Source organism: Flavobacterium hydrocarbonoxydans (assembly GCF_009789235.1).
GTDB lineage: Bacteria > Bacteroidota > Bacteroidia > Flavobacteriales > Flavobacteriaceae > Flavobacterium > Flavobacterium hydrocarbonoxydans.
Window position 1 is genome coordinate 39488 of record NZ_WSTB01000001.1, and the last position, 24308, is coordinate 63795.

Annotated in this window: 17 protein-coding genes; 1 reads left to right on the forward strand and 16 read right to left on the reverse strand. The window is 35.3% G+C overall.

The annotated features are described in order from the left end of the window. Positions 1 to 5: 5 nt before the first annotated feature. The 8 genes from GON26_RS00160 to GON26_RS00195 all read right to left on the reverse strand — a co-directional run bounded on the left by GON26_RS00160 (position 6) and on the right by GON26_RS00195 (position 12376). Positions 6 to 1622: a glycoside hydrolase family 43 protein gene (locus GON26_RS00160; RefSeq protein ID WP_160372719.1), complete on the reverse strand. Its 1617-nt coding sequence runs from the start codon at positions 1620 to 1622 to the stop codon at positions 6 to 8. 18 nt (positions 1623 to 1640) lie between these two features. Then, positions 1641 to 2861: a glycoside hydrolase family 88/105 protein gene (locus tag GON26_RS00165; RefSeq protein WP_160372720.1), complete on the reverse strand. Its 1221-nt coding sequence runs from the start codon at positions 2859 to 2861 to the stop codon at positions 1641 to 1643. 21 nt (positions 2862 to 2882) lie between these two features. Next, on the reverse strand, positions 2883 to 4040 hold the full coding sequence (locus tag GON26_RS00170) for a glycoside hydrolase family 88/105 protein (RefSeq protein ID WP_230407890.1): 1158 nt from the start codon (positions 4038 to 4040) through the stop codon (positions 2883 to 2885). A gap of 76 nt (positions 4041 to 4116) precedes the next feature. Next, positions 4117 to 5082, reverse strand: a complete 966-nt coding sequence (locus GON26_RS00175; RefSeq protein ID WP_160372722.1) for a DUF4861 family protein — start codon at positions 5080 to 5082, stop codon at positions 4117 to 4119. A 1-nt stretch (position 5083) separates the two neighbouring features. Next, a complete protein-coding gene (locus tag GON26_RS00180; RefSeq protein ID WP_160372723.1) occupies positions 5084 to 6028 on the reverse strand; it encodes an alpha/beta hydrolase in 945 nt (314 codons plus the stop codon). 103 nt (positions 6029 to 6131) lie between these two features. Then, complete coding sequence (locus tag GON26_RS00185) at positions 6132 to 7775, reverse strand: RagB/SusD family nutrient uptake outer membrane protein (RefSeq protein WP_160372724.1); 1644 nt, start codon at positions 7773 to 7775, stop codon at positions 6132 to 6134. A gap of 12 nt (positions 7776 to 7787) precedes the next feature. Next, the gene (locus GON26_RS00190) at positions 7788 to 10895 is read right to left on the reverse strand and encodes a SusC/RagA family TonB-linked outer membrane protein (protein ID WP_160372725.1); all 3108 of its coding nucleotides are present in this window, start codon (positions 10893 to 10895) and stop codon (positions 7788 to 7790) included. 41 nt (positions 10896 to 10936) lie between these two features. Next, positions 10937 to 12376, reverse strand: a complete 1440-nt coding sequence (locus tag GON26_RS00195) for a glycoside hydrolase family 28 protein (RefSeq protein ID WP_160372726.1) — start codon at positions 12374 to 12376, stop codon at positions 10937 to 10939. A 287-nt stretch (positions 12377 to 12663) separates the two neighbouring features. Between GON26_RS00195 and GON26_RS00200 the strand changes: the two genes are divergently transcribed. Then, positions 12664 to 13692 (forward strand): LacI family DNA-binding transcriptional regulator, encoded by a 1029-nt coding sequence (locus tag GON26_RS00200; protein ID WP_160372727.1) that lies wholly within the window; start codon positions 12664 to 12666, stop codon positions 13690 to 13692. A gap of 548 nt (positions 13693 to 14240) precedes the next feature. Here GON26_RS00200 and GON26_RS00205 read toward each other — a convergent pair. The 8 genes from GON26_RS00205 to GON26_RS00240 form a co-directional block, all read right to left on the reverse strand. Further along, on the reverse strand, positions 14241 to 15863 hold the full coding sequence (locus GON26_RS00205; protein WP_160372728.1) for a UxaA family hydrolase: 1623 nt from the start codon (positions 15861 to 15863) through the stop codon (positions 14241 to 14243). A gap of 3 nt (positions 15864 to 15866) precedes the next feature. After that, on the reverse strand, positions 15867 to 17330 hold the full coding sequence (locus GON26_RS00210; protein ID WP_160372729.1) for a tagaturonate reductase: 1464 nt from the start codon (positions 17328 to 17330) through the stop codon (positions 15867 to 15869). A gap of 217 nt (positions 17331 to 17547) precedes the next feature. Then, positions 17548 to 18219: a bifunctional 4-hydroxy-2-oxoglutarate aldolase/2-dehydro-3-deoxy-phosphogluconate aldolase gene (locus GON26_RS00215; RefSeq protein ID WP_160372730.1), complete on the reverse strand. Its 672-nt coding sequence runs from the start codon at positions 18217 to 18219 to the stop codon at positions 17548 to 17550. 2 nt (positions 18220 to 18221) lie between these two features. Continuing rightward, positions 18222 to 19244 (reverse strand): sugar kinase, encoded by a 1023-nt coding sequence (locus tag GON26_RS00220; protein WP_160372731.1) that lies wholly within the window; start codon positions 19242 to 19244, stop codon positions 18222 to 18224. 113 nt (positions 19245 to 19357) lie between these two features. Further along, a complete protein-coding gene (uxaC, locus tag GON26_RS00225; RefSeq protein WP_160372732.1) occupies positions 19358 to 20764 on the reverse strand; it encodes a glucuronate isomerase in 1407 nt (468 codons plus the stop codon). Between the two features lie 21 nt (positions 20765 to 20785). Then, positions 20786 to 21574, reverse strand: coding sequence for a gluconate 5-dehydrogenase (locus GON26_RS00230; RefSeq protein WP_160372733.1), 789 nt, complete (start codon positions 21572 to 21574; stop codon positions 20786 to 20788). Positions 21575 to 21579: 5 nt separating this feature from the next. Then, entirely contained in the window at positions 21580 to 22419 is an 840-nt protein-coding gene (gene kduI, locus GON26_RS00235; RefSeq protein ID WP_160372734.1) for a 5-dehydro-4-deoxy-D-glucuronate isomerase, read from the reverse strand. Between the two features lie 83 nt (positions 22420 to 22502). Further along, complete coding sequence (locus GON26_RS00240) at positions 22503 to 23951, reverse strand: MFS transporter (protein WP_160372735.1); 1449 nt, start codon at positions 23949 to 23951, stop codon at positions 22503 to 22505. Between the last annotated feature and the right edge of the window lie 357 nt (positions 23952 to 24308).

A 24308-nucleotide genomic window follows, 5' to 3' on the forward strand; every position in this document is an offset into this window, starting at 1 on the left:
TAAATTTATTTTGTAATTCTAAACCAGTCAATAGCAACATTACCAGAGTCATTGGTCACTTTCGGGCTCAATGCAAAAAAGCCCATTTTGGCTCCAATCCATTTTCCTTCTTTGGATTTGAATTCATTCCCAATTGGCTGATAATTTTTGTCATCTGTACTGTAGAAAAAACTACAGATTCCACCTTTATTCACTTTTACTCTAAGGTAAATGGTGTTGTTAACAATTGCTACAGCCTTTGTTTCAGTTTCTTTAATTTCATTATCAAAAGTTCCTGTCTTTTGGCTTAAAAATAATTTTCCGTTATCACTTTTTAAAGACAGACAACTATAATCTAATCCCATGATTATCAATCCTGTTGATTCACCATTGATTCTGGAGTTGAAAGTCATTTTGGCGGTAGCCGTAAACTCTTCAGCAGGGAATTTTTGCAAAAGCATATTGGGTAAATCAAAAATTCCTTTAGCCTCTTTTGGAAGTGGAAGACAATACAAATTGAAATAGCCTAAACTTGTCGGGAATCCCCAATTGGTTTGTGTGTTTGCCTGCCATTGCCATTGTAAGCCTAACTTTGGAGCATTAAATTCATCCGAATCTGCCGGAGTTTCTATTGGATACGTTTTACCAACGTTTGGCTTTTTATGAGTCGTAACCGGTTCGCCTATTCCGTTTTTATCAGCATCTACGCCCATTATTGGCCAGTCATTCTGCCATTTCATAGGCTGCAGATGCGCTATTCTGCCGTAAGCACCTTTGTCCTGAAAATGAATAAACCAATCTTCGCCAGTTTGCGTTTGCACCCATGCTCCCTGATGTGGTCCGTTTATATTCGATTTTCCCTGTTCAAGAACTTTTCTTTTCTCGTAAGGGCCAAACACATTTTTAGATCGCATTACAGTTTGCCAGCCTGTTGCAACACCACCAGCCGGCGCAAAAACGTAATAATAATTGTTGCGTTTGTAGAATTTAGGGCCTTCAATAGTACCTTCGTCTTCATGTCCGTCGATGATCATTACAGCATCATTGTTTGCAATTGTTCCTTCGGCATTCATGGTGCAAACGACCAGTAACGTTTTAATCTTAGCGCGACTTCCAGCGAAAGCGTGAACCAAATATACTTTGCCATCATCATCCCATAACGGACTAGGGTCAATAAGCCCCGCTCCTGCTTTTACCATCACCGGTTCCGACCATGGCCCTTCGGCTTTTTGGGCTTTAATCATATAAATACCAAAATCCGGATCGGGGTAATAAATATAAAATTCATTATTATGAAACGTAATGCTGGGTGCCCAAACCCCATTGCCATGCTGTACTTTATCAAAAGTTTCAACAGGAATTTGTTTTGGAAGCGCATGCCCAATAATTTTCCAGTTTACTAAATCCTTAGAATGCAAAATAGGTAATCCCGGAATGTTGTTAAAAGACGATGCCGTCATGTAAAAATCATCCCCAACCCTTACCACATCCGGATCCGAATAATCTGCGTGGATAATTGGGTTGGTATAGGTTCCGTTTCCATTATCTGAAACCCAGCCTTGCGAAACAAAAGGTTTCTCCTGTGCAGTATTCTTTTGCACAAGCAGGAAAAATAGAAAAAGAAAAATACTATTATATTTCATTCTAAAATTACTTTCAAATTATCTGTTTAGTTCTAAAGCTGCCAAAATAAAAGGTCCGGTTGCCTTAGGATCATTGTCTTTTTTTCTTTCGTTTACGTAATATTCGTATGAACCATCACGATAAGGCTTTCCTCCTAAACCAGCTACCTGGCAAGCCTGAGTTAATGTAATTCCGCCATCAGCATCTACTTTTGTAATCAATTTTGTAGTTAATCCATCAAAAGCTTTGTTGGCCAATTTTTTATATTTTGAAGGTAAATAACCTTTATTCGCACCTTTTGCAAAAGCATAAGCAAACATAGAAGAACCTGATGCTTCCAGATAATTTCCTTCTTTACCGCCTTTGTCAGTAACCTGATACCAAAGTCCTGATTTGTCCTGATATTTGGCAAGTGCCTCCGAAACATTATTTAGATATTTAACCAGTTCTTTTTGCTTTGGATGGTCTTTCGGGAAGTAATCCAAAGCATCTACAAGTGCCATGGCATACCATCCTAACGCTCTTGACCAGAAGTTTGGAGAATTACCCGTTACTTTATCTGCCCAGGGCATCGCTTTGCTTTCGTCCCAGCCGTGGTACAATAAACCTGTTTTTGGATCTGTTGCATGCAACTGAATTTGTTCAAACTGTTTGGCAACATCAACCAGATTTTTTCCATCTTCAAAAGTAACCGTGTATTGTGCATAAAAGGGTTCGCCCATGTACAAACCGTCTAACCACATTTGGTTTGGGTAAATTTGTTTGTGCCAGAAACCACCACTATTGGTTCGGGGCTGTTCTGTTAATTGCTTGCGTAACAACTGTAGTGCTTTTAGGTATTTCTCTTCTTTGGATGTTTCGTAAATCGCAAACAACAATCGGCCGGCAACCACCATATCGATATTGTATTTGTCTAATTCGTAGGTTTTTATAGTTCCGTCTTCCTGAACCAAAGTATCTACATAATCCCTAACATAAGCGACATATCTTGGATCTGGATTTACTTTATTTAATTCTTCAATCGCATGCAAAACCAGGCCGTGAACATAATCCCATTTTGGTGCTTTAGAATCGTCGATCATATAGGATTTCTCATGTCTTTTCATCAATGTTAAAGCCATTTTATCTGACCATTTGGCATTTTTAGAAATGATTATTTCTTTATTGGCAGGTTCTTGTGAGACCATTTTACAACTTGTAAAAACCATGAAACACATTACTATTACGGATATAAACGATTGCTGTTTATTATTTTTCATATTAAATGTAATTTTAAATTTCTATTTGTCTAATTCTACTGCGGCCAGAATAAATGGCCCAAGTCCGTGAGAATTATCAGTTTTTATTTTTTCATTGATATAATATTCATACGAACCATCACGATAAGGATTTCCTCCTAATCCGGCACTGGCACAGACTTGTGTGATGTGTATTTCGCCGTCAGGATCTACGGTAATTAGTTTTTGAGTTATCCCATCAAAACCTTTCTCAGCCAGTTTTTTGTATTTAGAAGGCAAATAGCCTTTATTAACCCCTTTTGCAAAAGCATAAACAAACATTGCCGAACCAGAAGCTTCTAAATAATTACCTTCTTTTGATCCGGTATCTGTAACCTGATACCACAAACCTGATGGATCCTGAAATTTGGCAACCGCTTCTGAAATTTCATTCAGGTATTGAATCAGCTCTTTTCTTTTTGGATGATTCTTTGGAAAATAATCCAAATCATCGACCAAAGCCATCATATACCAACCAATAGAACGCGACCAAAAGTTTGGTGAAGTACCCGTTTCTTTATTAGCCCAGGGCATTTGTTTGCTTTCGTCCCAGGCGTGAAAAAGCAATCCCGTTTTTTTATCAATCGTATGTTTTTGAACCTGTTCGAATTGAAGCGCAATATCATTCAAATCTTTTCCTCCATCAAATTCTACCGTATAACGTGCATAAAATGGCGTTCCCATATACAAACCGTCGAGCCACATTTGGTACGGATATATTTTTTTATGCCAAAATCCTCCTGAATGGGTTCTGGGATGTGTTTCTAACTGCTTTCTTAACGTTTTAATGGCTGTCAGATACCTTTTATCATTTGTTTTGGAATACAAATCGAAAAGCATTTTTCCCGCATTAATATTGTCTATGTTGTAATCTTCTAATTTATAATTCAGGATTTCCCCAGAATCATTAATAACCGTTTCAGCATACTCTTTGATATAAGCTGCATAAATAGGGTTGTTTGTTTTTTTGTATAAATTCTCGAAAGAAGTCATCACTAAACCCAGTTTATAATCCCATTTGGGTTTTTCGTTATTGTCAATTTGACGGGCCTGAGGAGCTCTTTTTATAATAGAAAGTGCCATTCGCTCCGACCATTTTAAGTCTTTATGAATGATGATTTCATTCTTTGCCTTTTCCTGAGAAAATCCCTGAAAACTCATTAATATTGCAAAACCAATCGATAAAACAACAATCCAATATCGTAACTTTATAGTATAATTAGCCATAAATATAAAATTACATTTTTCCTTTTTTGTTCAGTACTTCTAATTTTTGGTCTAAATATTTAACAAAATCTTCCTGCGATTTTATTCCGTCTTTTTCCTGTTCCCAGGCACCTAAAAGATAAAAAGAATTTGATTTTGTACTTGGTTTAAAAACGATTAAATAATCTAAATCAGTATCGGCAACATTCTCAACCGAACTTACTTCATAAAAAATTGCCATTCCTAATTTATCCGGCACAAGAGATTGTGTACCGTAAGTTGCCAGATAAGCCCATTTTTTATTTTTACTTTCCTTTTTAAATAATTCGGTGTTTTTTTGTTTTACGATACCCGTACAAATCCCGCTTATTTCTTTTGAAGCCTGAATTGTATGTTTGGTATATAGATCGTCCGGTTTGATTGTTAATTCAGAAGTAAAATCGATTTTATCCGAAGCTGTTTTCCATCCAAAATAATTAATTTTTACTTTTGATTCTTTGGTCGAATTTTCAACTTTTGCAATCGTAGAATCTACTTCGTAAAAATGCAGTTTTTCATTATTAAGATAACGATCGATTGATCCGATTCCGATTCCTTTTCCTGCTTTTAAAATATCTGCACCCCAATCGCTCATTTCGTGATACGAATCGAAATTATCCTGACCAACTTTTGGCAAAACAATCGCCGAAGTTTTCTTTCCGAAAATATCAATAGCATTTCTCCAGTCTAAATATAATCGGTATCCAATGCGGTTGTTCTCCCAGCCCGGCCCTTCGTAGCGAATATCAAACGAATGATCCGTGTGTTCAGGAGCCAGTTTTAACTGCTCTACATTGTTAAAAGTGGTTCCTCCGATGTATTTGCGATTCTCCCATTTTCCATCCGTTTTTACTGAAATTTCTGCGTATGTTTTTGCCGTTTTTATATCATATTTTTGAGCATTGACAGCTGTAAAACCTAATAAAAATAAGGATGCAATTTTAATTTTTGTTTTCATTTTAATTTATTTTAAAAATTTTATCTAAAAAACCTGTGGTGTAAAGAACAGTTTCATGTAACCAAGGCTGAAAAAACCAAAAAGAATGTGACGAATCTTTAATAGTATGTACCTCATTGTAGATTTTATTTTGATTTAAAATCGTAATCATATCATCGCGCCCTGCATGAAATCTTTTGATGCTACTGTTTATAAAAAGCACAGGTGGCGTATTTTTATCTGTATGGTTCAAAGCCGAAGCAGATTTCCAGATTTCCGGTTTTTCTTCGTAAGAACCATTGAGCCAGAATGCAGCCATTTTGCCTTCAGATGATTCGGGATGTTTAAAAGCTAAAATTCCATCTATATTGATAATTGCCTGTACTTTTGAAGTTGATTTACTTTTGAAAGTAACCTCTTCAAAATCCGGATTTTCATTTGTTGTACCAATCAAAGCTGCCATTTGACCTCCCGAAGAACATCCTAAAACGGCAATTTTGTCTGGATCTACATAGAACTTCTCGGCATTATCTTTTATAAATTTAATAGCATTTTTTACATCTATAACTCCTTCAGGATATTTTGCTTCTAATGATAATTTGTATTCAACTGGAAAACAAGAATAGCCTTTCAGTGCTATTTGTTCCGCCAGAATGTGCATCTGCTTTTTATTTCCTGATCGCCATCCACCACCATGAATGAGGATAACGGCTGGATTTGTTTTTTTATTTTTATTAAAAAAAGCATCTAAATGTAAAGCTCTATTTTGATTTTGACTGTAAATTATATCATTAATCTGCGTAATCGCTTTATCATTTTGCTTTTGGGCAATTGTTATAAAAGGATATTTAGTGATTAATTTAGTATAAACGTTTTTTTCTGTATAAGAAGTATCTATGCTAAAATTGCTTTGAGCAAAAAAAGCATTTGTAAAAACGAGCAGCACAATTAAAAACAATTTTTTCATTTGCAGCGAACTAATTTTAGTTAAGAAAGGAGTTTGAAAAATACTTTCAAACTCCTTTTTAACTAACTCAAAAAAACACTTCTTAAAAAACTTTACTCACTAATTAATATCCAGGATTTTGAGGAAAATCTTTATTTTGATTTAAATCTAATGCTGATTGTGGTATTGGTCTTAAAATTTTAAGAGCCCCATCTACACCAACAAAATTAGCCTCTTCAATTTTATAATTATGAGCAGAAGCTCTTGCTACAAGAGTTCCTGTACGTTTCAAATCGGCCCAACGTTTGTACTCTCCTAATAATTCTCTACCTCTTTCGTCAAGAATATAATCAATATTAAACTGTGCTGCGGTAGCATTTGCAACTCCAGCTCTTTTTCTAACTTCGTTTAAACGAGCTAAACCAGTTGTTGGATTTCCAGCTTTTAGATAGGCCTCAGCAGCTACTAAATAGGTCTCTCCCAGCCTTGCCAAAATAATATCTCTTGTACTTACATTTCCTGTACTTGTAGGAGTAGTTGGGTCCGGATCATCGAATTTCTTAACTGGAATAGTTGTATAATCAAAGTTTTTAATCAATGTATATTCTGCAGCATATTCTCCCCAAGGATGATACTCGAAATCTGTTGATTTTCTTGATTCGTTTGCTGTTTCCCAAGCTAATCTGTCTGCTGGTGTAAACCATTTAGGCTCATAAAAATCTTTAATTTTTAAGTTGGTTTTATCAGCAACTCTAAAAAAGTCATAATAATTTGCGTATATCTCGGTCATAAAAGTAGCTTCCCATCTTTTATCTCCTTTTTCATATAAACCTAAAGCATAACCTGTAGGCAATAAATTATAACTTCTTAATGGCGAACCACCTTTAGTTTCGCTACCACCTAAATAAGAACTGAAATAATAAAATTGATTGTTACCTAAATTTTGAGGATCAGTACTTGTTGAATTTTTATCATATTGAACAGAGAAAATAGTCTCTGCATTCAAATCGTTTCCTGGTTTGAATAATTGATCGAAAGCAATATTTAATCCCTGTCCTGCGATAGCGGCATCAGCATAAGAAGCAGCTTTAGTAAAATCGGCAGCAGTACCAAAAGTTTCGTACCCTCTGGTTAAATATACTTTTGCTAACAAATCGTTTACAGCTCTTTTGTTTACTTTTCCGCTTGTAGCGTAAGCATCTGTTCCAACATTGGCTAATGCTTCATCTAAATCAGCAATAATCTGATTGTAAACTTCTTCGGCAGAATTTCTTGTAAAAGATAAAATAGGACTTGTTACATGTTCGTTAACTATTGGCACACCTCCGTAATTTTGCACTAATAAAAAGTAAGCACTAGCTCTCAAAAATTTAGCTTCACCAACCAAAACGCTAACATTTGCATTTTGCTCTGTAACGGTTGAGTAATATACCGTTTTATTTACAGATTGTATTAGCTCGTAACAAGATTTATACAAAGGTCCAATTTCTGAAGAAGAAGGAACTAACTGAGAATATTGACTTAAACCCGCTGGCTCAGGAGTTCTTCCTTCAGCATACATATCTGTCCCTGATTCAAAAATCCAGGGTGCACCACCGTAAATACCTTTTAGCCAGGCATAATTTGTATTAACTAATAATTGAAAACCTGATGCCGTCTTATAGGTTTCATCTGCTGGAACTGCAGAACGGCTATCTTCTTCGATATAATCACTACATGAACTAAAAGCAGTAACAATTATTCCTAAAATTAATATTATTTTTTTCATTAGATCTTTTTATTAAAATTTAACACTTAATCCCAATTGGGTCGTAATAGATGCTGGACGGTTTACACCAAAAGAAGAACCTGCCCATTCTGGGTCGTATCCGTCAAAATCAGTAAATACAAATGGATCTAAAACGTTTACATAGATTCTGAAGTTACTCATTTTTAATTTTTTAAGTAAATCAGATTTCAAAGTGTATCCAAGTGAAATATTTTTAATTTTTACATAAGAAACATCTCTGTAAAAAGCAAAATTAGAACCCCAGAACGTGCCTGCACCTAAACCTGCTGGCCCTGGACGTGGATTAGAATTAGAAGCATTTGCCTCTATACCCGTACCATTTGTTGGGATAAAATAATCCATTTTAATTTTCTGACGACCTCTATCTGTCACGTCAGCAAAGTTATCATGAAAACTACTTAAAACAGTTTGTCCCTGACTTGTTAGCACTGAAAAGTTAAAATCGAACTGACCCACTGTCAATCTGGAGTATAAACTTCCCTGCCAATCTGGATTTGCATTCCCAATTACTGTTCTGTCATCCTGGTTAAATTTACCATCTCCGTTTAAATCCTTTGGTTTTGCCTGTCCTGGAGCCTGACCGTACGAAGCCGCTTCTGCTGCCTGACTTTCCTGCCAAACACCATCAAACACATAATTGTAATTTGGTCTTAATTCAGAACCTAAGATCAAGGTATTACCTATATCACTTACTTTATCCTGACCGTAAATTGACTCTAATTTATTTACGTTTTTAGTAAAGGTAAAAGTCGTTTCCCAGGTAACATTGTTTGATTTAATATTTTTAGTAGTCAATAAAACTTCAACTCCTTTATTACTCACAGAACCTACGTTTGAAATTGTTCTATCCCAACCTGATTCAAGAGGCAATTCCTGCTCATAAATCAATTTATCAGATAATCTGTCATAAACATCTACACTACCTGTAATTCTGTTTCTTAAAAATCCAAAATCAAGACCTACGTTGAACTCTCTCGTTTTTTCCCAGGTTAAACTTTGATTAGCAAGAGTACCTGATCTCCATCCTGGTACTACTGTACTACCATTAGCGTAAAATGTTTGTCGATCTAATAAGGCTTGTGAAGTGTAAGGCTGTACATTATTATTACCTGTATAACCAATACTTGCTCTTAATTTTAAGTCAGAAACGGTTTCGTTGCTATCTAAAAATGCCTCTTTACTAATTTTCCATCCTAATGCTAACGAAGGAAAACTTTCCCATTTAACACCTTCAGCCAATACAGAAGCTCCATCCCATCTGTTCGAAGCTGTCAATAAATATTTGTCTCTGAAAGCATAATTTACACGTACTGCATAAGAACTTAAAGTATTTCTAGCAAATGATGATCTTACATTATAACTTGACTGAACACCAGAACCAATATTATCTACACCCGTATCAAAAGGTTGTGTGGTAGAGTACAAATAAGATGATTCGTCTGTATTAGAGTACAAACTTTGTAGCAACAAAGCGCTTACATCGTGTCCGCCATCAAAAGAATGTTTCAAATCGATTTGATTATCCCAGGTATAATTGAAATTATCATAATTTTCTAATGAAGAAGAATTTTTGTTATTTAATTTAACACCTTCGTTCGATAGAGCTCCATAAGCTGTTCCATTAACCTGATTTACAATTCCTGCAGCAAAAGTAGTTTTCAATGATAACCATTTTAAAGGCTGATATTGAAAAAATACATTTCCAACAGTTTGCCAGCTTTTTTCGGTTTGAGATGAATTTGCAATTTCAACCAACGGGTTCACACTACTTGTTTTGTTTACAGCCCAGGAACCATCAGGATAGGTTAATTTTCCAGGTAAGAAAAACTCCTGACCAATTAATTCATTACCATTAGCATCTACAGCCCAAGGTGACATTAATGGACTTAACCTGAAAGCTTCCTGCATAGCTAAATCACTACCTAATTGGGATTCAACACGTGCAACTGTAATATTAGCACCAGTAGAAAATTTATCATTTATTTTATGATTCAAACCTAATTTAAAGGTATATTTATCTGTTGCGTCATTTTCGATTAGTCCCTCATCGCTTTGAATACCAAAGCCTAAATTGTAACTCAAACCAGAATCTGAACGTCCTGAAATATTTACATAATTATTTTGAGTCATCCCTGGTTTCAATACTGCATCATACCAATCATAGCTATAACCTGCATTGGCTCTTGATACTAATAATGGACTTTGATTTCCAGCCAAAGTTGCCAATTGAGCCGGAGTCTGAGTTAAAGGCGTAGCACTCATATAAGCCACCTGATGAAATTTCCACCATTCTGCACCCGACATCATTTCCGGTAATCTTGCTGCTGTTTTTGTACCATAAGAAGTTTCTAATGAAACATTAATACCAGATTTTGCCGAAGAACCACTTTTAGTAGTAATGATGATAACACCACTTGCTCCTCTTGATCCGTAAATAGCTGCTGAAGAGGCATCTTTTAAGACATCCATTCTGGCAATATCCTGTGGATTCAAAAAGTCGATTCCGTCTGTTGGAACTCCATCTACAACGTATAACGGACCAGAACCTTCCTGTAAGGAATTGTTTCCTCTAATTACCACATTAAATCCATCACCCGAACGTCCAGAAGAAGAACTAATCTGAACCCCTGGCGTACTTCCCTGAATTGCTTCTAATGGGCTTAAAACGTTTCTTTCTGTAATTGTTGCAGAACTAATAGTACTCACAGCTCCTGTCAAATCGCTTTTCTTAACTGTACCATATCCTACTACTACCACCTCGTTAAGTGCATTTGAAGCTTCAGAAAGCGTAACATTTACTTTCGATTTTCCTGCTACACTTACTTCTTGTGTCTGAAAACCCAAATAGCTAATTACTAAAATGGCTTTGCTACTTGATACATTTATTTTAAAGCTTCCTTCGAAATCAGTCGAAGTTCCGTTTTTAGTTCCTTTTTCAAGAATATTCACACCTGGTAACGAAAGACCAGTCACATCCGTAATTTTCCCTTCTATTGCAGTCGATTGCGCATACATTGTATTGCCCAACAGGAAGTTCAGGAAAAATAAAAATACAAGATTGTATTTTGTTTTTTTCTTTAATAGTTGTTTAATGTTCATAGTTTGTTTTTAATGGTTTGGTTAAATGATAGTTTTAGTTTTTAATTTTGAATCGATTCTATTTTTTTGTCATTGATATAGGTATTTATAAATTTTATGTCTTTTACATTTTTAAGGGAATACACCGAGTCCACTTTTTGAATTACCACATTTTTAAGTGTAATGTTGGTTATGGGAGATTCTTTGTAACCAAGGGCTAAGACGCCAAATTTCCCTCCGTTTTGAACAGTAATATTTTCAAGATATACGTTTCTGATGGTGGGTATAAAATTTCCCGCCTGAGCACCATAAACATCATAAAACATGTTAAGTTTCAGGACACATTCTTTTACAGTTCCAACTTTAAGATTTCGAACATAAATATCTTCTGTAGTTCCGCCGCGTTTAGAATTTGTTTTGATGCGGATTGCCCTGTCAAGATTGGGGCTGTCCATAACACAATTTTCAACAAAAACATTATTGACACCTGCCGAAATTTCGCTTCCCATCACAACACCTCCGTGCCCATCGATCATTTTGCAATTTTGAACAATGATGTTTTTACTCGGAATCCCCACTCGTCTTCCATCAGCATCTCTGCCCGATTTTATGGCAATACAATCGTCACCTGTATTAAAGGTGCAATTCTTTATAATCACATTTTGCGAATATTCAGGATCACAGCCGTCATTGTTAGGACCGTGACTGTTAACTGTAACACCATCAACAATAACATTGTTCGATTTTATAGGATGTAAAACCCAGAAAGGCGCATTAATAATCGTGACCTCTTTTATCAAAACAGTGTTACACTCAAAGAATTCAACGAAATTGGGACGTAAATAATGGCCCTCACCAAAAACTCTTTCGACAACCGGAGTTCCTATTTCGCCCATTTCGACTAAACGATCTCTATTGAGCTTATCCATCTGAGACGGGTTTCCTTTTTCCCAGCCATAGTTTTTACTACCGCACCAAGGCCACCAATTTTCTTTATTTGCCTGACCGTTTAAAATTCCTTTTCCGGTAATGGCAACATTGGTTTTATTTTTAGCATATATAAGAGGAGAATAATTCATTACTTCTGTTCCTTCAAAAGAAGTATGTACTAAAGGATATAATTTTGAATCGGTAGAAAAAAGAATTTCAGCTTTGTCAGCTAAATGTAAATTCACATTACTTTCTAAATGTATAGGTCCTGTTAAAAATTTTCCATCAGGAACTATTACTTTTCCACCTCCATTTTCTGCACAGGCTTTTATTGCTTTTGCAAAAGCAGCTGTGTTTAAAGTTTTTCCATCTGCAATCGCTCCATAGTCCTTTATATTATAATTTTTATTTAAAAACTGAGTTTCAGGAATGCTTTTTACAATTAATTCCATTTTTTTCCACGGATTTGCTTCAGAAGCACCAGAAACTTGTTTTCCACAAGATAAAACCAACATTCCAATTGCACTTAAAATAGCAATAGGTTTTAACGTTATGTACTTATCTATAATCATTTGCGTAGTATTAACTTGTTTTTGAATTAGAATATCAACTTTTATGTAATCGATTACACGAAAGTAAAAAAATAGTTTGAATACACCAAATTAATTTAGAAAAAAATTATATATTTAATTTTTATTACCAAATATAATTACACTTAATGTAAAAAAAGCCATAATTTATTATATTTATAAAATATAAAACGTTGTAGTTTAAAATTAAGGTAATCGATAACAATTTATATTGAATTATATAAAAAAGATGTATTTTTGTCAACAAACAATCAAAACCAATTTTTCGAATGAGCGAAAAAATAACCATTTATGACATTGCCAAAAAGCTCAATATCACGGCTGCAACAGTTTCAAGAGCTTTAAACAATAATCCAAAAATAAAAGAAAGCACACGTGAGCTGGTTATTAAAACCGCTGAGTCAATGAACTATAAGCAAAACAAACTGGCTTTAGCATTAAAAAGTGGCCGAAGTAATAATATAGGTGTTATTGTTCCTCGTATTGATAGTAACTTTTTTGCTTCGGTAATCCGTGGAATTGAAGAAGAACTTCAGCCACACGGTTATCAGGTAATCATCTGCCAGACTCATGAAGATCCTAAAAGAGAAAACGAAAATCTTTATACCTTAATAGATGCTCAGGTAGATGGTATATTAATGTCGGTAACCGATGTTACTCCTGACAATGACAAAGCTTTTCATAATGTGCTGGAAAAAAATGTTCCTTTGATCTTTTTTGACCGAAGCAGACACATTGAAGGTGTTAGTTCTGTAACCATCAATGACTTCAAAGGCGGTTATATTGCTACAAAACATTTGATAAATGAAGGCTGTAGATGTATTGCGCATTTATCAGGAGATCAGTCACTTGATATTTTCAAAAATCGTTTTTTAGGTTACAAGCAAGCTTTGCTAGATAACGGAATGACATTCAATGAAAAATATGTAATTCGTTCCAAAAGTAGTGTCGAAGCCGGAAAAGAAGCTGTTGATATTTTATTACAATTAGATACTCCGCCAGATGCTATCTTTTCGTCGAGTGATTTTGCCGCTTTGGGTGCCATTCAGGAATTAAAAGAAAGAAATATCAGTATTCCGAAACAATTTTGCGTAGCAGGTTTCAGTAACGAACCTTTTACCAAATTCATGGAATTATCTATAACTTCTGTAGATCAGTCTCCGCTAGAAATGGGAAAAATGTCTGCCCGTGTTTTCCTCGAACAAGTAGATAAAACAGATACTATCAAAATCGAGAAAAAAGTAGTTCTGGCACCAGAATTACACATTCGTAAATCTTCGTCGAGAACAAAAACTTAATAATTTTTAAACCATATAAGTGATATAAGTAAATTTATATACGATGCCTATAAAAAAAAGCAGCTCATTTAAGAGCTGCTTTTTAGTTTTGATATGTTTCATTTTTTTTTCCACCATATAAGTGATATAAGTTCATTTTAACTTTGTGTCTATTTTAGAATCAAGCTTAAAATTTAAAAAAGACTAAACTAAAAAGCAGCTCTTAAATTGAGCTGCTTTTTGGTTTTGATATGTTTCATTTTTTTTTCACCATATAAGTGATATAAGTTCATTTTAACTTTGTGTCTATTTTAGAATCAAGCTTAAAATTTAAAAAAGACTAAAACTAAAAAGCAGCTCTTAAATTGAGCTGCTTTTTGGTTTTGATATGTTTCATTTTTTTTTCACCATATAAGAGATATAAGTTCATTTTAACTTTGTGTCGATTTTAGAATCAAGCTTAAAATTTAAAAAAGACTAAAACTAAAAAGTAGCTCTTAAATGAGCTGCTTTTTAGTTTTAGTCATAGTATATTAAATTAACTTATATGACTTATATGGTAAAAAAAATCATAAAGAAACTCCTCTTTTCCATGGAATAAAATCGTTTTGGTTTAAAAGGGCTGCTTTGGTTTTGATTGTTCCGCTGGCGATGTCAATAATAAATTCAAGCATTTCATCGGCCATTTCATCTATTGATTTTTCTCCAGTGATAATTCCGCCTGTATCAATATCGATAATATCAGACATTTTTTTAGCCAAATCAGTATTAGATGAAATCTTAACAACTGGCGCAATAGGGTTTCCTGTTGGAGTTCCTAAACCTGTTGTGAACAAAACCATATTGGCACCTGAACCCACCATTGCAGTAGTACATTCTACATCGTTTCCTGGTGTACATAATAAGGTAAAACCTGGCTCATTAATATATTCTCCATAATCATAAACGCCTACAATTGGAGAAGTTCCTCCTTTTTTAGCAGCGCCAGCAGACTTCATTGCATCTGTAATCAAACCGTCTTTTATATTTCCTGGAGATGGATTCATATCAAATCCTGACCCGGCATCAACAACCGTTTTTTCGTACCATTGCATCAAATCCAAGAAACGTTTTCCATCTTTGTCATCCACACAACGATTTACCAACTCTTGTTCAACACCACATAATTCTGGAAATTCAGAAAGAATGGTTGTTCCTCCCAAAGCAACCAAATGATCCGATAACACACCTAATGTAGGATTAGCCGAAATCCCAGAAAAACCGTCTGATCCACCACATTCTAAACCAATTCTTAATTTAGATAATGGCGCAGGAGTTCTTTTTATTTCGTTTGCTTTTTTGATTGCTTCAAAAGTATCTTTTACAACACTGCTCAACATAGCTTCAATAGTCCCGATTTGCTGTTGGTCGTAAATCAAAACCGGCTTTTTACTGTTTGGATTTATTTCATCCAAAGCATCTTTAAATATCTGAATCTGAAGATTCTGACATCCTAAACTTAAAACTGTTGCACCCGCCACGTTTGGATTGTTTACATAACCCGCCAGTAATTTAGCCAGACTGTGCGAATCCTGACGAATTCCGCCACAACCGCCCTGATGCGTAATAAATTTTACTTCAATATTATTGAACAAGTTAGCATCATTTGAAGCCGCTTCATTTCCAGTCCCTCCTGTTTCAGATTTCACCAAAGAACGAAGTAATAATTGATAATCGTTTTCTTTAGGTTTCATCAATTCTTTCTCAAAAATATCTTTTAGAATTTCAATATTTCTGTTTTCACAAAAAACCAAAGGAAAAAACAACCAGACATTCTCAGTCCCTACCTGCCCATCTTCTCTGTGATAGCCCAAAAACGTTCTGTCTTTCCATTTATCAATATTAGGCGCTGTCCAGCCAATCGTTTCCGTTTTTCCGGTTACTTTGTCGCTTTCGTGTTTTACATTCAAAGTCGAAAGTAAGCCGCCTTTTTCGATTCTAGCACTGGCTTTTCCAACCAAAACGCCATACATAATGATTCTGTCTCCTACATTAAAAGGAACCATTGCGATCTTATGTTTCATTTTCACATCAGACTCAACAACAATTGATTCTCCTTCAAAATCAATCACTTCGCCTGCTGTAAGATTCACCAAAGCAACTGCTACATTATCGGTTGGGTGAACTTTTATTAGTTTTTTTTGCGTTGCCATAACCTAAACTTTCTGAGTTGTATTTATTTTTGTTTGAAAATTGGCAAAACCTTTTTCAATTCCGTTTGCATCAATTTCTTCTAATGCCAATGCAATTGCCTCTGTTAATCCTGAAATTTCGGTTAAATCTTCGTCCCAGAAACTTTTGTTTTGCAAAGTGAGTCTTGCTATTTTATTATAATCGTCTGATGTCCAAAGCCCTTTGAAGAAGCTTACAATATCTTCGCTATCATTAACCGGCAAATCTGCACCGTTCCAGGTTCCTTTATAGAAACGAATCAAAGCTGCAAATGCAAAGGTTAAATGAACCGGAAGCTTACCTTTTGCATCAACATAACCTGTTAAACTTGGCAAGACACGAACTTTGAATTTCGAAATCGAATTTAATGCAATCGATGACAATAAATGTTTGATAAATGGATTTCTGAAACGGTCTAAAATCTCTTCAGAGAAACTCGTTAATTCAGCTTTATCCATGTTCAATGTTTCGTTGATTTCCTCAAAAACAGCTTTATTTACGAACCCTCCGGTAAAAGCATTATCAACGGTTTCTTTTACGGTTTCATTACCATAAAGCAATGAAAACGGAACCATTGCCGTGTGCGCACCATTTAGGATTCTCACTTTTCTGGTACGGTAAGGCTGCATATCGGCAACGATTTTGACATCCAAATCAGTTTTATCAAACGGAAGTTTTGCCTTTAATTTATCATCGCCTTCGATAACCCATAAAAAGAAACTTTCGGCGCTTACAATCAAATCGTCTTTATAAGTCAGCTGACTGTTATATTCATCAATTTGATCTTTAGGATATCCTGGTACAATTCTGTCAACCAAAGTATTATGAAATGTACAGCTGTTTACTATCCAAAAAATAAAATCCTGTTCCAGTTTCCATTCGATACAATATTTAAGAATTATTTCTTTTAAAGTATCCGAATTATAATTGATTAATTCACAAGGAATAATCGTTAAACCTTTAGACTCATCTCCGCCAAAATGCTTGAATCTTTCATGCAAAAGAACCGTCAGTTTTGCAGGAAAAGAAGTTGGCGGCGTCATGGTCGGCAAATCAGAAGCCACATATTCGATTCCGGCTTCAGTAGTATTTGAAATGATAAAAGCCAACTCTTCTTCTTTGGCTAAAGCCAAATATTCCTGAAAAGAAGCATAAGGATCAATCGCTTTTACGATATTGGTAATCAGTTCTTTTTCCTGAATTTCCTGTCCTTTTTTTACCCCTTTCATAAAAAGAGTGTACAATCCGTCCTGTTGGTTAATCATGTTTACCAAACCTCTGTCAATAGGCTGGACGACAGCAATTCCGGCATTAAAATCAGCTTCCTGATTTAATTTTTGAAAAGCATATTCTACAAAGGCTCTTAAAAAATTACCTTCTCCAAACTGTACTATTTTTATCGGAAGTTTATTAGAAACTTCTGTATTTGATCTGTTTATTTTTTCCATTATGAAATCTTTAAAGCGTTATAAATAACCACGCTAACCTTATTTTTTTCTTTAAATAAAAAACCGTATTTGACTGTAAATGAAACATTACACTCGCTTATAATTTAAAATTTGCTGTGAGGAATGACAAATTTCATCAACAAGCGTAATGTTCAGTTACAATCTCCTAAAATTCTAAAAAACTGCATGTCAAACAAGGAATGGGTATGGTTATTCCCTATTTATTTTTAATATTTTGAATGATGCTTAAAACATCGCTTACTTTATTTTTTAAACCTTCATAATCTTGTTTCTCTAACAATTCTTTCGAAATTAATTGAGAACCAAGTCCTACACACGTAGCTCCTGCATTTAGCCAGGAAGACAAACTTTCAACCGTAGGATAAACTCCTCCTGTAGGCATAACATTCGTCCACGGGCAAGGTCCTTTTATGGCTTTTATAAACTCCGGTCCGTAGATATCCGCTGGGAATAATTTTACGATTTCGCAACCTAATTCTTCGGCTCTGGCAATTTCGGTAAGTGTGCCGCAACCTGGTGACCATAATACTTTTCGACGATTACAGGCAATGGCTATATCTTCTCTAAAAACTGGTGTTACAATAAAATTGGCTCCTAAACTCATATACACAGAAGCTGCTGCAGCATCAGTAATAGAACCAACTCCTAACATCATTCCTGGTAATTCTGCTAAAGCATATTTGTTTAAAGCACCAAAAACTTCATGAGCAAAATCGCCTCTGCTGGTAAACTCCATTAATCTGGAACCACCATCATAACACGCTTTTAATACTTTTTTACTCACCTCAATATCCGAATGAAAAAATAGCGGAACCATTCCGTTTTCTTTCATCATCTGTGCTACTTCAATTCTTGAATATTTTGCCATATTTATCTTGATACTAATCCGGCAGAGTTTCCTCCAGCCATGTTTTCAACTTCTTTTAAGGTAACCAAATTATAATCTCCAGCGATTGTATGTTTTAAACAACAAGCCGCCACAGCAAAATCTAATGCTTTTTGTTTGTCGTCTTTATATTGAACCAATCCGTAAATTAACCCTCCCATAAAAGCATCGCCACTACCTACTCTGTCAATTACTGGAGTCACTTCCTGAACAGCTGCATTAAAAACAGCTTTTCCATCAAATAAAACACCACCAATTCTTTGATGAGAAGCACTCACCGAATAACGTAATGTTGTTGCCACGGTTTTTAAATTTGGACAAAGCTCATACAACTTTGAATACAAAGCTGGTAACGATTTTTCGTCCTGATAATCCGGATTTACTTTAGGAATTCCCAACATAAAATAAGCGGTATCGATATCTCCTAAAATAACATTGCTATAGTGTAACAATTCTGGCATAACCTCACTTGGAGTCTTACCATATTGCCATAATTTTGATCTGTAATTTAAATCGCATGAAATAGTTAAACCTAATTCATGTGCCACCTGAACTGCTTCCAGACAAGCTTCTGCAGCACTTTGAGAAATTGCAGCCGTAATGCCACTAAAGTGAAACCAGGTAGCGCCTTCAAATACTTTTTTCCAATCAATAGTACCTTTTTGAATCGTTGCCATCGAGCTGTGCGCACGATCATACACCACATTACTTCCTCTGGTTCCGGCTCCGGTTTCTAAATAATAGGTTCCTAAACGTTCTCCGCCGTAAACAATATTTTTAGATTCCACATTCATTTTACGCATTTCCTGTACCGCGCAGGCACCTATTTCATTCTCAGGTAATCTGGTTACGAATTCTGCCTGAATACCATAATTAGCCAAAGATGCACAAACATTAAATTCACCTCCGCCGTAAGACGCTGTAAATGCTTTAGCCTGAGAAAAACGCAAATGTCTTTCTGTTGAAAAACGCAACATTATTTCGCCGAATGCAACTATTTTACTCATATAAATATTTTTTTGCCACAGATTCCAATGATTAAAAAGATTTTAAAACTTTGCGAACCCTGCGTAAATCTTTGTGTCCCGATAGCTATCGGGATTGCGGTTAATTTTTTAATTTAAAATTTAAAATATTCTTTTGCGTTGTTGTACGAAATATCAGCAACCATTTTTCCAATCCATTCCATATCAGCAGGAAGTTCCCCTCTTTGAATTTCATCTCCTAAAAGATTACACAAAATTCTACGGAAATATTCGTGTCTTGGGAAAGACAAGAAACTTCTGGAATCTGTCAGCATTCCTACGAAACAGCTGATCAATCCCATGTTTGAAAGGGCGTTCAATTGTTTTGTCATTCCGTCTTTTTGATCCAAAAACCACCATCCGGAACCAAATTGTACTTTTCCTCTAACGCTTCCGTCGTTGAAGTTTCCGATCATGGTCGCCATCACTTCGTTATCAGCTGGATTTAAGTTATAAATAATCGTTTTTGTCAATTTATCTTTACTATCCAAAGCATTCAAAAACGAAGATAGTTTTTGCGCCTGCGGATAATCGCCGATAGAATCCCAACCGGTGTCAGGTCCTAAAATTCGGTGCATACGGGCATTATTATTTCTTAAAGCACCTAAGTGAAATTGCTGTACCCAACCCAATTCATGATAAGTCTCAGACAAGAAAATTAAAATCGCACTTTGGAATTTTAATGCTTCTTCTGGCGTAATGGTTTGGTTTTCTCTTTTCTTTTTGAAAATTGCAGTTACTTCAGATTCTGTGAAATTTTCAAAATAAATCTGATCTAATCCGTGATCGCTTAATTTGCATCCGTTTTCATTAAAGAACAAGATCCTCTTTCTTAATGCATCACACAAATCAGCGTAAGTATTAATCGCAACACCGGCAACATTTCCAAGCGTATTGATATAATCGTTGTAACCGTCGTTTGAAATTAAAATCGCTTTATCAGGTCTGAAAGCCGTGCTCATTTTAGTTTCAAATGGATTCGCGTTCAACTTTTGGTGAAATTCCAAAGTATCAGTTGGATCTTCGGTTGTACAAACCAGTTCTGCATTTACTTTTTTAAGTAAGTTGCGTGTACTATATTCTGCTGAATTTATTTTAGCCGAAGCTTGTTCGTAAATGCTTTCTGCAGATTTTTCGTTTAATAACTCCGTAATATCAAAATAACGAGCCAATTCAAGATGTGTCCAGTGGTACAAAGGATTACGCATCGTATATGGAACCGTTTTTGCCCAATTTAAGAACTTATCTTTATCAGAACCATTTCCTGTTACAAATTGCTCATTCACTCCCAAAGTACGCATTGCACGCCATTTGTAGTGGTCTCCGTTAATCCAAACCTGAGTGATATTATCGAAAATTTTATCTTCGGTAATAAACTGAGGATTTAAGTGATTATGATAATCAATTATAGGCTGATTTTTGGAATAATTATGATATAATTCCTCAGCGTATTTATTTTCAAGTAAAAAATTATCGTTTATGAAGGTTTTATTTGCGCTCATGATTGTGATAAAATTGAATAATTATTCGTTTGATGGTTTACCAATTGTAGCCAAGATTCCACCATCTACATACAAAATATGCCCGTTGACAAAATCACTTGCTTTTGAAGATAAAAAGATTGCCGCTCCGGCTAAATCGCCCGGATCACCCCATTTTGCAGCAGGAGTTCTACTGATGATAAAATCATTAAAAGGATGCCCGTCAACGCGGATAGGTTTTGTTTGTTCGGTAGCAAAATAACCGGGCCCAATTCCGTTGATTTGAACATTGTATTTCGCCCATTCTGTTGCCATATTTTTAGTCAACATTTTCAGACCGCCTTTTGCAGCAGCATAAGCTCCTACAGTGCTACGTCCCAATTCGCTCATCATCGAGCAAATGTTGATTATTTTTCCTTGTCTTCTGTCAATCATTCCTTTGGCAACATGCTTAGAAACGATAAACGGAGAAACCAAATCAATATCAATTACTTCTTTAAAATCTGCAACTTCCATTTCGATCAACGGAATTCTTTTGATGATTCCAGCGTTGTTAATCAGGATATCTATTGCACCCACTTCGCTTTCGATTTTCGCTACAGCATCCATAACTTCCTGCTCGTTTGTAACATTAAATTTATAACCAACAGCATTAATACCTTCGCTTTTAAGTTCGCTTACTGCATCATCAATTTTTTGTTGAGAAGAGTTTCCGTTTACTACAATTGTAGCTCCCGCCTGACCTAATCCTTTTGCCATTGCCATTCCTAGTCCGTGGGTACTCCCAGTAATAAGGGCAACTTTTCCTTTTATATCAAATAAATTTGTCATGGTTCTTATCTTAAATCTGTGATTTTACAAACATCCATATCTCCATAATCCAGGTTTTCACCTGCCATTCCCCAAATAAAAGTGTAATTGCTAGTTCCTGAACCAGAGTGAATAGACCATGGAGGAGAAATTACCGCCTGATGATTGTTCATCCAGATATGTCTTGTTTCTTGTGGCTGTCCCATAAAGTGACAAACCGCTTGGTTTTCTGGAATATCTAAGTAGAAATAAACTTCCATTCTACGATCGTGTACGTGTGCCGGCATTGTATTCCAAACACTTCCCGGACGTAATTCTGTCATTCCCATTTGCAACTGGCAAGTCGTAACCACACTTCCGATAATCATTTGATTTACCGTACGGTGATTTGCTGTTTCCATCGTTCCTAATTGCAATTTATTGGCTTCTGCCAGGCTAACTTTTACCGTTGGATACGTTGTATGTGCTGGCGCAGAGTTTAGGTAAAATTTAGCTGGATTTGCTGCATCATCACTTTTAAAAATAACTTCTTTGTTACCGCTTCCGATGTACAAAGCATCTTTAAAACCTAATGCGAAAGAAGTTCCTTCCACAACCACAGAACCGCTTCCTCCAACATTGATGATTCCTAATTCTCTTCTTTCTAAGAAATAAGGCGCTTTTAGAGGATCAATAGTTTCTAATGCTAAATCACCTTTTACCGGAACAGCAGAACCTGCGATATAACGGTCGTAATGCGAATAAACTAATACCAATTCATCTTCCTGCATGAGGTCATCAATCAGAAATTCGTTTCTTAATTCCTGTGTATCATATTTTTTTACAGCTTCTGGGCTTGATGCGTATCTTGAACTATATTTTGTCATAATTTTATATTTAATGTAATCGATTGCACAAAATTATATTTTTATATTTAATTTCCCCAATTTCAAAGCAAAATCTTTTACGATTATTGCAAATTTGTAATTGGGCGATATTTTGGTACCAAAGCCTTCATAACAATCCAGCCCGTCAGATAACAAACGGCACAAATAGAGAAGATGATAAAATATCCCGATTCAATTCCTTTAAAACCCATAAAAGCCATATTGGTTTCTTTTGAATAATCAAACAACAAACCGGATCCTTTGTTAATTATAGTAGAACCAATTCCTCCCGCTAGACCTCCAATGCCGGTAATTGTTGCAATTGCTTTTTTAGGGAACATATCCCCCACAGTGGTGAAAATATTAGCCGACCAGGATTGATGTGCGGCTCCTGCAATACCAATAATAATTACCGGAACCCAGTACGAAATATATCCTAATGGCTGCGCTATTAAAGCCAATAACGGAAAGAAAGCAAAAATCAACATCGCTCTCATTCTTCCTTCGTACGGATTCATTCCTTTCTTTTCTACAAAATAAGTTGGCAGCCAGCCACCAATTATAGATAACAATGTAATCATATATAAAACAAATAATGGTAAAGCCGCTTCGGTAGAATCCATTCCGTAAACCGAACTTAAATAGGCTGGTGTCCAGAATAAAAAGAACCACCAAACACCATCTGTCATAAATTTACCAAAAGCAAAAGCCCACGTTTGTTTGTATTTAAAACATTCAATCAGAGAAACCTTTGTAGTGGTTTCCGGCACATAACCAACCAATTTACTATCGGCAATATCATCTTGCTGAATGTATTCTAATTCTGCTGCGCTCACTCTTTTATGTCTTTCCGGTTTGTCGTACATAAAAACCCAGAATCCCATCCAGACAAAACCTAAAGCTCCAATGATAATAAAAGCCATTTCCCAACCAAAAGATTCAGCAATAAACGGAATCGAAATTGGTGCAGCCAATGCCCCAACAGTCGCTCCTGCATTAAAAATACTCGTTGAGAAAGCTCTATCCTTTTTCGGAAAATATTCTGCTGTCGTTTTTATTGCAGCCGGAAAATTTCCTGCCTCACCAACAGCTAAAACAAAACGGGCAAAAATGAATAATGTAACACTTACATTAATGACTAATCCCGTATCCTGAACCGTACGAAGCACTTCTTTTGACTCTTCAAAACCTACAAACCAATTTCCTGTGATGTATCCAGAAGTTGCAATACCGCAAAACGCGTGTAAACAAGCCCCGACAGACCATACTCCGATCGCCCAAAGAAATCCTTTTTTGGTATCCATAAAATCAACAAATCTTCCTGCAAACAATAAGGATACGGCATAAAAAATAGAAAACAAAGCTGTAATATTTCCGTAATCATTATTTGTCCAATGAAATTCCGGTGCGATAAAGTCACTCCAGGTTAAGGAAAGTACTTGTCTGTCTAAGTAGTTAATTGTAGTTGCAAAAAAAAGTAACGCACAAATACTCCAGCGATACTTTCCTGTTGATTTAGTGGATGGGCTCATAGTTTAGGTCCTTGATTAAATTTTAAAAACGGTTTTGGTATTGCTTTTTTATTTTTGTTGAAATTAAATTCAATTGCAACAGAAAAACAAATAATGTAATCGATTGCACAAATATAGTTTTAAATCTTTATATTGCAAATAAATTATACAAAAAATTAATATAAGTCTCTAAATAAACGTATCATACAAAAAATGTTCTATAAAATTACATATTAAATAATATATTTGTTAAAAATGTTGTCAAAAAAAAGAGCTGTTTATTAACTAAAAAAGTCTCCAAATAATAAGCCTTTTACAGGCAATTTTATTAATTTTAAAAAAATAAAATGATTATTAAAATCCAAAACGAATTACAAA